Source organism: Microcoleus sp. PH2017_24_DOB_U_A (assembly GCF_020738205.1).
Classification (GTDB): domain Bacteria; phylum Cyanobacteriota; class Cyanobacteriia; order Cyanobacteriales; family Microcoleaceae; genus Microcoleus.
Window position 1 is genome coordinate 16,113 of record NZ_JAEQCT010000071.1, and the last position, 11,491, is coordinate 27,603.

Sequence of the window (11,491 nt, forward strand, 5' to 3'; positions counted from 1 at the left end):
CCCAACTACGTACCTAAGAGGGCTAAAGCCCAACTACGTACCTAAGAGGGCTAAAGCCCAACTACGTACCTAAGAGGGCTAAAGCCCAACTACGTACCTCACTAATCGCCAATTACCAGGGATTGCCAATCATGGTGAAGGCGGCCCAATAATAGGGATGGGAAAGGATTCGATCGCCCCGCGCGGCAATTTCCGGAGGCAAAATTAGAGGTAAAGCAAGCCCTTCGACTCGCAGCAGCCCGTCTTGAATCCGCACGCGCCCCCGCAGCATCTCCAATTGCGCTTGCCGCAAAGCCTCGGCTTTAATCGTCACATTCCCCTCGCGTCTGGGGGCGCGCAACTGCCGGTAAAACCCTGTCATCAGCCCCAAAGTTCCCTCGTCGCTGACTTCCCACAAACTCGCTAAAGCCGATCGCGCACCGCTAGCTACCGCCAAACCGGCAAACCCCAACTCTGCCTCTTCGTCGCCCAAAGCGGTACTGCACGCGCTTAAAACTAAGAGATTCACTGGCGGTTCATTCCACCCCAACTTCGGCATTTCAGTGATGAGCAACTTAGTATCCCACAATTGAATGTAAGAATTAGTCGGTTGCCCGGGCTGGAATTCGCTGTGAGTTGCTAAATGAATGATACCAAACGGATGATTTGTCCGCTGAGCTTGCAAGTTTCTGAGGGTAAAATCTTGATTCAAAAATGATTTTCCGCGCGTCGGCGGCGCGATCGACTCTAACTCCACCGGTACCGCCGGTAATGGCGCTTTATCTTGAAATACCGACGCGCCCATCGCCAAAACTTCATCGTCAGCAATATTCTGGTAGCGGGTATCCGTCAAACTCAGACTCGGGATGACGCTAATGCTGTATTTTTCTACTAAAAATTGTTTGCCATCGTGAAGGGCAGCAAAGGGCAAGCTTCGCAAACCTGCTGCCGGAATTACAATTAAATTGTCAATCTTTAAAGCTGCCAATTCTGTGACTATGGGCGCAATTAACAACCGATAAAGTTTTTGGGCTGCATCCAAATAACTGATGCTGTTTCTTCTTCTGGGATTAGTTATTTCGGCTTGCAGGGATTCTGCTAGTTGCAATACCTGCCAGCGCGTTATTGCGGGAACTAAAATGCGTATTGGTTGAGCGTTAGCTGTGACTAATACTAATTCTAACTGCTCCCCGTTAGGAACATCGGAAATTTCTTTGCCGGCTGGTTGGAGGCTCTTTCCTAACTTTTTTTCTAAGGAGCTAGGAGACTCGGATGTGAGGTTTTTGATTGCAGGAAATACATTAGATAAATTCCGACTTGCCACCAGCACCGAACTATTTTCTTTCGCTGCCCCGTTGGTTCCGCTGACCCAATTCATATAAATGATTGCCGATTTTACGCGGGTAATTTGTTCGTTTTTGCGAAGAGTTTCGTAAATTACCGACATATTAGTTATCGGCGTTCTGGCGGGCAGTTTTAGATGTTTTTCGTACTCGCGAGTGAAGGTTCTCTCAAATGCTAACACTCCCGAGCCTGCCGGATCGTATCTGCGAGAAGGAGTGAAAATATCCGGGCTAATTGGAGAATGCTTGTCTCGATTTGGCGATCGCAATTCTACTTGCAAAGATGCCGGAAGCGATCGCCCAGGCTCAGGATTTACGGACACTGGAGTTGGAGTTGGTGCGGGAGTTGATGCGGGAGTTGGTGCGGGAGTTGGAGTTGGTGCGGGAGTTGGAGTTGGTGCGGGAGTTGCTGCGGGAGTTGGTGCGATTAGGGAAATCAGATTTGGTAAACTTCCTTGGGTGTAAGTTTCCCCAAAAGCAAGATTGGGGAAAATGGTGTTTCCCTCGCCAGAATTAATGCTTCCCTTGGTTCCATTGTCGATCGCGCCGCCAACTACAAATGGTCGATTGCTACCGCCGCCGTGCCGAATTGCGATCGCGCCGCCTCTGGCACTTCCGGCGGTAGAAATACTGCTGGAAAGATTGCCAGATATATCGTCGGTGAAAACATTGTTCGATCGAAATAAACCAAGGGTTGTCACATCAACGTTGCCACCTGTGCCGTCTTGTTTGCCGCCTCTAGCATCGATAAAACCCAACAGAATGTTACCTGTCGCGCTGAGGGAGACGGTGCCACCGTTTCTCTGAGTGCCTCGGGAGGTGAGATCGAGAGCGGAAATTCCGGCTTGGGAGGTGAGGTCAATATTGCCGCCGATCGCTCCCGAAGCGTTCAAAGAGCCGGCAGTTAAAGGGCCGGTATTGCTTTTGAGTGCGATCGCGCCGCCTGTTCCCGTTGCTGATGAGGAGTCGATCGTACCGGCAGTAACAGTATTTCCCTCAACTCGAATGCTCCCGCCGTTGGAGGTAATATTGCCAGTCCTCACCTCGCGAGTTGCTTGCAGGTTGATGCTGCCGCCATCCGTCCTTAAATTGCCCTCTAAGAGTAGGTTTCCTGCGTTGATATCGGCTGGTAAACCCGCCCCGTTGTCCCCTCCGAGGGTAGCGGGATCTCGGGCGTTTAGGGTCAAATTGCGCGCGGTAATTCTCGAAGTCGCCGTGATGCTAGGAGCGTCAGCCGAGAGCTGGCCCAAGCTCTGAGTTTGACCGACGGAACCCCCAAAAGTAATGTTGCCACCAGCGCGCAGGGTCAAATTATTTGCGCCGCCCGGGGTGCTGTCGAGGGTATTGGCAAAAGTGATATTGCCGGTACTGGCGGCGAGGGTGGCGGTGCGATCGACTGTGACGGCACTGTTGAAAGTGATGTTGCCCGCAGTTGCGATCGCACCGGATAGCTCGGTACTCCGGCCGTTGACAGTCAAACTAGCTAGGGGCGCAGCTTGACCGACTGTACCGCCGAACAGCACTCTCTGAGCGTCAAGTCTAAGGGCGCGAGTTCCGTCTAGGCTGCCGGAGAACAGAATGTTGCCCCTAGCTTGAGTGCTCAAAGCTACATCAGCATTTAGGGAGAAGTTGCCTGTCAAAGTGAGATCGGCGCCGGATGTCGAAATGTTTGCGCCGATCGCAGTTTGGGACGCATCGAGAGTCAAACTAGCGCTGCCAGTCGTTCTTAGGGGATTGTCGATCGCGATAGAGTTGCCTTGAAGTGTCAGCGAACTGTTGAAGGTAATGGGTGTGACGATCGCGATCGAGCTGCTGTTGGGACGCCCGATCGCGATCGAGCCAAAATCCCCTGCCAAAGCAGCGATATCCGTTGCCGTTAAGTCCAAAATCCCTAAATTATCCCCGCTGCCGCCAATCCGAATTTGTCTGCCGTCGTTGGGTTGCAAGCTAATTGTTCCCCCCGCACTGCTGACAGAATTGTTGCCGCCCCTGAAGTCAATGCCGCTAGCAGTGAGAGCAATGTTGCCACCGTTCGCATTCAGCCGCCCCAGAGAGATGCTGCTGGCAAAAATGTTGATGTTGCCGCCTTGAGTTTCGATTAAATCCTTGGGATCGTTGACAAAAAACACTCCGCCCGCTCTAAATGTTACGCTGTCTCCGGTTCTCGCTTGCAGTGAAAGTTGGTTGTCGGGCAAGTCTTGGACGGTGATGTAGCCCGGAGTGTCTAAAACTACGTTGCTGCCGGCAGCCATCTGTTCCAACTGCGCGTCTGAGATCGATGTTTCAGCGGGCGATCCTGTGGCTTGGAGTTCCCCGCCGGTCGATCGCGCGCTGGGAATGCCGTTACCGCTGACGATGGTAATATTTGCCGGATCGAGCAACAAATTGCCGATCGTCCCGTTAGGCGCGCGGGTATCGACCTGTCCTTGGAAAGTTAGAGCATTTTTGCCAGAAACTTCGACTCTGCCACCGTTACCTGCGGCAGTGCCGCCGTGAGCAGTAATATTGCCGAAGAAGCCAGTGGTATTGTCTGACCAAATTACGGCTGTGCCACCGTTGCCGCGGTCGATCGCGTTTGTGGCGATCGTAGAATCAGGACTAACATAAGTTACCTGGGCATTTAACACTGGTTCGAGCCCCTGGAAACCGCCTCCGACGCGCACAACACCTCCGCCGTTAGTCCCGGAAGCATTAATATTTGCGCCGAACAATCCGACTTTTTCGCCTAAAATATTTACCGTGCCGCCAGTCTGGCCAGCAGGGGCAAATACATTTACAGTACCCGAGACGATCGCACTTCCGGCATTTATCGGCACTGTTTGGCCGCCCGTCAGTACCAATTGACCTTGTGCGTTGGTTGTTAAACCTGTGGCTGACGCTACTCCTGGGCCCGTCAGCAACTGAGGTAAAGTAGCAGCAGGGGCGATCGCAGATTTTTCTGACGGCAAAGATGGAGTAATTTCTAAACTCAATAAGTTACCCGTTTGACTGATGCGGACTGCATTTTGTCCCGGAACAGCAGCCACCGTAATTTGACCGGCCGGCGCCGATAATTGCCCACTATTAATTACTGTACCGCCCAGCAAAGTTAAATTTTGACCCTTGCCAACTGCCAAACTTCCTGCATTTACAATTGCACCGACTTGTGAGTTATTAAAATTAAATTGATTGGGATTTCCCAGTAAAGCTTTATAATCATTAATTCCAGCAGAATTGAACCAGCGATCGCCGAAACCGATACCTGTAGCAGTTGTAGCCAAAAAAGAACCAGGCACGTTTAATCTGGCATTTTGACCGAAGACAATTCCCGCCGGATTCATCAGGAATAAATTTGAGGTGCCGCCGCTTACAGAAATCAGACCGTTAATGACGGAAATATTGCTACCGGAAATCCGCCCTAAAATATTTTGAATATTTGGATTAGTTAGAAAATTTGCGATTTGACCTTCGCTAAGATTAAATTGGCTGAAGCTGTGAAAGAGATTGGCGCCGTTTCCCGACAGTTGTCCGCCGCTAATGTTTAAGCGATTTTGCTCCTGATTGACAACAGTATTAGTGCCGTCATTCGCTGGAACGACAGATTGCGATCGCACTGCTATCGGTAGCAGCCAAAAACCTAATGTCAAAATTAAAGCAGAGCGAAAATAGGTCATTAGTCAGTTGACAGTTGATAGTTGACAGTTGACAGTTGATAGTTGATGGTTGATAGTTGTCATGGGAAGCAATTCCCGATTTCCAATTCCCGATTCCCAATTCTAATCTATAGTAGTTTTGATTTTGTTTGAGCTGTAATGTTCCGCGAAAGTGCCAATAAACTTAAAAAAGTCGATCGCGCGCCTACACGGGGGGTTTGTCTCCTGGGTGCCAAGGGTGCCTCCTTCAGTCGATCGCACTTTCAAAGCGCCCGCTGCCATAATATCGGAAATCCCATGCAGATTTGATATGTATCTGTAGCAGGTGTCTTGACAAAATGCTGGCTTTCGTGGTGTACTGATTGGATAGAAGAGCAGTCAAACCACGAAATCACTCGCTCCTCTGACGGTAGTTGTGTTTACCTGTCAACTGTCAAGCGGTCAACTGTCAACTAAATGAACTTTTTTTATTAGCCGCAGAGAGCGCAGAGTACGCAGAGTAAGAGAATAAAAGAGAAGATTATAGTTGAATGTATTTCGATTTACTATTGCTGTTTTTTGGGTAGATTACTGAATTTTTGCATGAATTGGCGATCGATCCAATCTTTCCAGTACCACAGTAGCGCTGATTCCCACATCCACGATCCGCGAGATGCGATCGCCCTTTTATTCCCAGTACCGATTAAGCCTAAATATTTTTCCTGTGGTGCAAAGGGTTTCAGCGGTTTTGCTAATAAAAACTCTTGCAAATTTTCAAATAGCGGTTTGCCCTGACGCACGGCAAACACGCCTGCTTTGGGACGGGGATAATTAACCATCGCCGCGATGTCTCCAGCCCCAAATACGTTGGGGTGAGAGACTGATTGCAGGCAATCGTTGACTTGCATAAAGCCGTTTGAGTCAGTTGCTAAACCAGATTCTCCGATCCAATGGGCGGCGGATGCTTGTGTCACCCAAAAAATGCGATCGCACTCAATCTTCAAACCAGATTCACAGTATATTTGGTAAATGGGCATTGGGCATTGGGCATTGGGCATTGGGCATTGGGCATTGGGCATTGGGCATTGAGAATCGGATGTTATTTCCATCATTTCTTGCTTTTCTATAGCACTAACTTTTTCCATTAGATGCAGTTGAATGCCGCGACTAATCAGAATTTCTTTCAGGCGGCGGCGAACCCGTTTGTTATGTGCAGGCATCAATTCAGCACCGCTATGAAACAAATTAATTTCTAATCCTTCTTCCTGCTTAAACTTTCCTCTCTCCTTTAAAATCCATCCGTTACAAAATCCGCTGCCGAACTTCCCTCTTCCCTCTTCCTTCTTCCCTCTTCCTTCTTCCTTCTTCCTTCTTTCCTCTTCCCTCTTCCCTCTTCCTTCTTCCTTCTTCCCTCTTCCGACTTCCCTCTTCCTTCTTCCCTCTTCCGACTTCCCTCTTCCTTCTTCCTTCTTCCTTCTTCCTTCTTCCTTCGCCAGACGAGATTGCATATTCAATGCTAATTCTACGCCGCCCGCGCCGCCACCAACAATCGCGATTCGTACAGGTTTTTTTGGATAGTTTTGCGTTGCAGAGATTAACTGATTCCAGCTAGCTAAAAACTCCGGTACGGGTTTAGCTGGAATTGCGTATTCTGCCGCACCTGGAACTGATATAGTCGCGGGAGTGCTGCCGATATCCACAGACAGCACGTCAAAGTTAATTGGAGGGCTGGTTTGACAAATTACTAAATTTTTGTTAAAGTCGATCGCGATCGCCCGATCGACCAATATTTGACACCCGGCAAATTCGGCCAGCGATCGCAAATCGATATGACATTCATCATAATCGTAAAACCCGGCAACGTGTCCCGGCAACATCCCCGAATAGGGCGCGTACAGGACATCGCTAATCAGAGTCAACCGCACGGAGGGCAGCGGTTTGATGCCGAACATTTTCAATACAATAGCATGACTGTGACCGCCGCCAATTAAGACTAAATCTTTCACAATTACAGATGTTCGATCGAAATATTCCTTTCCCCGATATTGTACAGCACTTGCACTTCCGCAGACAGGACTGTCCGGTCAGGAGAGCTGGCGGTGTGTAATTAAGATTGGCCAGCACTTTTGACAAAATGCTCTCACTTACCCCCCGCCTACATCGCAGATTTTCAGCGATTGTACGATCGCACATTCAGCGCAAATGGCTGTAGACTGTAGAGCGAGCAAATTTGATCGCCAAATTATGCCGGGGTGTGTTTGAAAGCTAACTCACCATTCAAAATTATGACATTACGGATCATTCCTCGCAGTTGGTCGCGATCGATTAAACGTTTGTTCCCACTGCTGTTTGCCCTCTCATTCATTATAGTATTGTTGGTCAATAATGCGATCGGCGCGATCGCCCAGCAACCCCGCCAAGAAATTCGCGGAGTTTGGATGACGACAAACGACAAAGACATCCTCAGAGATAGGCGCAAAGTAGCCGAGGCTGTCAGCCAATTAAAGCGATTAAATTTTAACACAATCTATCCCGTAGTCTGGAACTCTGGCTATGCAATGTATCCCAGCCCAGTCGCCCAAAAAAGAGACATTCAACCCTTTGTTTATAGAGGGTTAGACGGACAAGATATGATCGGAGATTTAATCGCCCAAGCCCACCGCCAAGGCCTGCTAGTAATTCCTTGGTTTGAGTTTGGTTTTATGACTCCTCCCACCTCAGAATTAGCCTTAAACAATCCCGATTGGCTGACACAAAAACAAGACGGCAGTCAAACATCAAACGGTGCAGGCGGCGAAGTAGTTTGGCTCAATCCCTTTCATCCCGAAGTCCAGAAATTTATTACCGAACTCGTACTAGAAATCACCACCCAATACAACGCCGACGGCATCCAATTCGACGACCATATGAGTTTGCCCTCAGAATTTGGCTATGACGAATACACAGTGGCTTTGTATACCAAAGAAACCAAAAAAGCACCTCCAACCGACTCTCAAGACGCAGCATGGGTGAAGTGGCGAGCTAATAAAATCACCGCTTTTATGTCCCAACTAAATCAAGCCGTCAAAGCAGCAAAACCCAAGGCAATTTTCTCAATTTCTCCCAATTACTACGAATTTGCTTACAAACATCACCTCCAAGATTGGCTGGCTTGGGTGCGTTTGGATATTGCCGACGAACTGATCGTGCAAGTGTACCGTCCCAATCTAGAATCATTTGTGGACAAGATTAACCGTCCAGAAATGCGAGAAGCACAGCAAAAAATTCCGACTGGAGTTGGGATTATGACAGGTTTAAGAAATCGTCCAGTAGCGATAGGGCAAATTAAATCCCAGGTGCAAGCAGTCCAACAATACGGCTTAGGTGCCGCTTTCTTCTACTACGAAAGCTTGTGGGAAGATGCACCCGAACCAATGGGCGATCGACTTTCTCAATTTAGCGCCTTCTTCCCGTCTTCTGCATTCCGCACAGCGCTACAAATACCGAGACGCGCGGCAACTTTTCCTCCGCCGCCCCCAGCCAAACCAGACCCCAAAGCTAAGCCCAATCAACCTACAAAAAACAGCCCACCTTCGCCCTCACCAACCACATCTAAAAAGTAAAAAGTCCTCATATCAAATCCGGTTACATCGGGATATTCCAGCGCTCGCGAGCGAAGGTTGCGCGAGCGGGGAGTGAAGGTTACGCGAGCGGGGAGCGAAGGTTACGCGAGCGGGGAGCGAAGGTTACGCGAGCGGGGAGTGAAGGTTACGCGAGCGGGGACGCTCGCACTTAAGAGCGGAAAATTATTGTTTGGATGTAAGCGAAAATAATATCATTAATATCATTCCTCAGTCTCTTCCTAGTGCCGTCCCCGCTCGCGTGTGAGGGGCTGGTGAGATACTTTGGTAACGACGAACGAGTGCGAGCATCCCCGGTCACTTGTTCAGTATAGCTTACACTAATATCAATCATTAATCATCAATAAAAATGTCAACTAATCAAAAAATTGTATTACCAAAAATGGGCTGCGGCACTTGGGCTTGGGGTAACAGATTACTCTGGGGTTACGATGAAAGTATGGACGAAGAATTGCAAGCCGCGTTCAATCTTTGCGTTAACAATGGTGTCACCTTATTTGATACAGGTGATTCCTACGGAACCGGGAAATTAAACGGACGCAGCGAGCAACTTTTGGGGCAGTTTTCCCAACAATATCAAGGTGCAAATCAAGACAATATTTGTATAGCGACAAAATTAGCGGCTTATCCTTGGAGACTGACGCGACAATCCATGATATCTGCTGGAAAAGCCTCGGCTTCCCGCCTCGGAAAGAATGTGGATTTGGTGCAAATGCACTGGTCTACAGCCAATTATGCACCTTGGCAAGAGGGGGCTCTTTTGGACGGTTTGGCAGACCTTTACGAGCAAGGATTGGTCAAGGGAGTGGGTTTATCTAATTACGGGCCGAAACGGTTGAAATGGGTGCATCAAAGATTTAGTTCGCGCCAAGTTCCTATTGTGACTTTACAAGTGCAATATTCGCTACTTTCTACTTATCCAGTAACAGAACTTGGATTGAAAGATGTTTGCGATGAATTGGGGATAAAATTGATTGCTTACAGTCCTTTAGCTTTGGGGTTGCTGACTGGAAAATATTCGGAAAATGGCTCTATTCCTAAAGGTATCCGAGGTTTGGCGTGCAAGCAATTATTGCCGGGAATGCGATCGCTTTTGGGCTGTTTGCGAGAAATAGCGGCGTTCAGAAACAAGACTGTTTCGCAGGTAGCAATCAACTGGTGCATCTGCAAAGAAACTATGCCGATTCCGGGGGCTAAATCTGCGGCGCAGGCGATGGATAATATTGGTGCTTTGGGCTGGGAGTTGAATTCGGGGGAGATTGCAGAATTGGATAAGGCGGCGGCGAGTGTGGATAAGAAAATGGTGCAGAATATCTTTCAAACGAGATAACCTGGTTTGTTAGAGTCGGCGGTTGAAACCGCCGAGTCTAATTGATGAATAAAATATTTTTAACCTTTGATTCTTCAACCTGCGGAGGCAGGTTTTATTTGTATAGACGCGGTTTCAACCGCCCAGTCTAATTGCTGAATAAAATATTTTTAACCTTTCATTCTTCAACCTGCGGAGGCAGGTTTTGTTTGTATAGACGCGGTTTCAACCGCCGACTCTACTCTAACCACAGAATTTTTCTACGCACCTCACAAACATTTCTACACCCATCCCCAACGCAGTTTCATCAAAATCAAAACGCGGGTGGTGGTGCGGGTAAGCCAAGTTTTTCTCTGGATTTGCGGAACCTAAAAAGAAATAGCAGCCGGGGATTTCTTGCAAAAAGAATGACATATCCTCCCCGCCCATTGTTTGACATTCTGGGACTATTCCCGCAGGAGTTTCCACAACGGATTCTGCCACGCTGCGTACTAAGTCAGCCATGCTTGAATCGTTGATGACTGGCGGATAAATCGAAGAATAATCTAGTTGGTAATTGGCGCCGTGACTCTGACAAATTCCGGCAATTACTTGCTCGATTCGCCTGTGAAAATAACCTTGATATATGGGATTGAAATAGCGCACTGTGCCGCCGATTTGGGCGGTGTCGGCGATGACGTTGTGGGTGTGCCCTGCGTGGAATTTGCCGACTGTGACTACCGCTGAGTCGATCGGGTTAACGTTCCGTGCGACAATTGCCTGTAGGGCGCTGACAATTTGGGCTGTAACGACGATCGCATCTACAGTCTGGTGTGGCATTCCACCGTGCCCGCCCTTGCCAAAAATCGTGCAGTCAAAAACTTCTACAGCCGCCATCAGCGCGCCGCTGCGGACGCCTACAGTGCCTAATGGTAGATTATTCCACAAATGCAAGCCGACGATCGCCTCAACGTCAGGATTCTGCAAAACTCCGGCTTCAATCATCGGTTTGGCGCCACCCGGGCCTTCTTCGGCGGGCTGAAAGATGAATTTTACCTTACCCGAAAAGCTGTGTTTGTGTTTGGCGAGATAACAAACTGTCCCAAGGGCGATCGCAGTATGACCGTCGTGACCGCAAGCGTGCATAATACCATCATGCTGCGATCGATAATCCACCTCATTTTCCTCTTGAATCGGCAAAGCATCCATATCCGCTCGAATTGCCAAAACTCGCCCCGGCTTCCCGCTGTCGATAGTTGCGACAACACCCGTTTTAGCAATATTAGTTTCATGCTCAATTCCCCATTCCTGCAACTTTTGCGAGATAAACTGGGCTGTTAAATTCTCATCAAAACCCAACTCCGGTTTTTGGTGCAAGCGGCGGCGCCATTCGACTAGCTGAGGCTGCAAACTTCTAATCTCCAGCCGCAACTGAGATAAATCGAAATCGGTTAAATTCGGTACAGTAGAAACCATATTAGTTGTTATTTGTTAGTTGTTATTTGTTAGTTGTTTACTCGTTTTACTCTTTACCTGGGAACCAGTTAAATAATTTGTAAAACTCTCTTTTCCTTCTCTGCGCTCTCTGCGCTCTCTGCGGTTAAAATAAAATCTAAGATGTTTTACCACAGAGGGCGCAGAGTACACAGA

At 48.6% G+C, this 11,491-nt stretch carries 5 protein-coding genes; 2 read left to right on the forward strand and 3 right to left on the reverse strand.

Translation table 11 applies throughout. From position 1 onward, the window contains the following. Positions 1-112 precede the first annotated feature (112 nt). Both JGK07_RS20215 and JGK07_RS20220 read right to left on the reverse strand, forming a co-directional pair. A complete protein-coding gene (locus tag JGK07_RS20215) occupies positions 113-4,975 on the reverse strand; it encodes a CHAT domain-containing protein (protein ID WP_293225377.1) in 4,863 nt (1,620 codons plus the stop codon). 524 nt (positions 4,976-5,499) lie between these two features. After that, entirely contained in the window at positions 5,500-6,939 is a 1,440-nt protein-coding gene (locus tag JGK07_RS20220) for an FAD-dependent oxidoreductase (RefSeq protein WP_293225379.1), read from the reverse strand. 279 nt (positions 6,940-7,218) lie between these two features. On the opposite strand from JGK07_RS20220, the gene JGK07_RS20225 reads away from it, so the two are divergent. Continuing rightward, positions 7,219-8,535, forward strand: coding sequence for a glycoside hydrolase family 10 protein (locus JGK07_RS20225; RefSeq protein WP_293216541.1), 1,317 nt, complete (start codon positions 7,219-7,221; stop codon positions 8,533-8,535). Between the two features lie 367 nt (positions 8,536-8,902). Then, positions 8,903-9,883 carry an aldo/keto reductase gene (locus tag JGK07_RS20230; protein ID WP_293225381.1) on the forward strand — a complete coding sequence of 327 codons (981 nt, stop codon included), beginning with the start codon at positions 8,903-8,905 and terminating at the stop codon, positions 9,881-9,883. Positions 9,884-10,105: 222 nt separating this feature from the next. Here the strand turns inward: JGK07_RS20230 and JGK07_RS20235 are convergent, their stop codons facing one another. Then, entirely contained in the window at positions 10,106-11,317 is a 1,212-nt protein-coding gene (locus JGK07_RS20235) for a M20 family metallopeptidase (protein ID WP_293225383.1), read from the reverse strand. Positions 11,318-11,491: the final 174 nt, after the last annotated feature.

Coding starts and splice junctions, on each gene's coding strand:
- JGK07_RS20225 (WP_293216541.1), top strand. CDS start 7,219: ATGACATTACGGATCATTCCTCGCAGTTGGTCGCGATCGATTAAACGT.
- JGK07_RS20230 (WP_293225381.1), top strand. CDS start 8,903: ATGTCAACTAATCAAAAAATTGTATTACCAAAAATGGGCTGCGGCACT.
- JGK07_RS20215 (WP_293225377.1), bottom strand. CDS start 4,975: ATGACCTATTTTCGCTCTGCTTTAATTTTGACATTAGGTTTTTGGCTG.
- JGK07_RS20235 (WP_293225383.1), bottom strand. CDS start 11,317: ATGGTTTCTACTGTACCGAATTTAACCGATTTCGATTTATCTCAGTTG.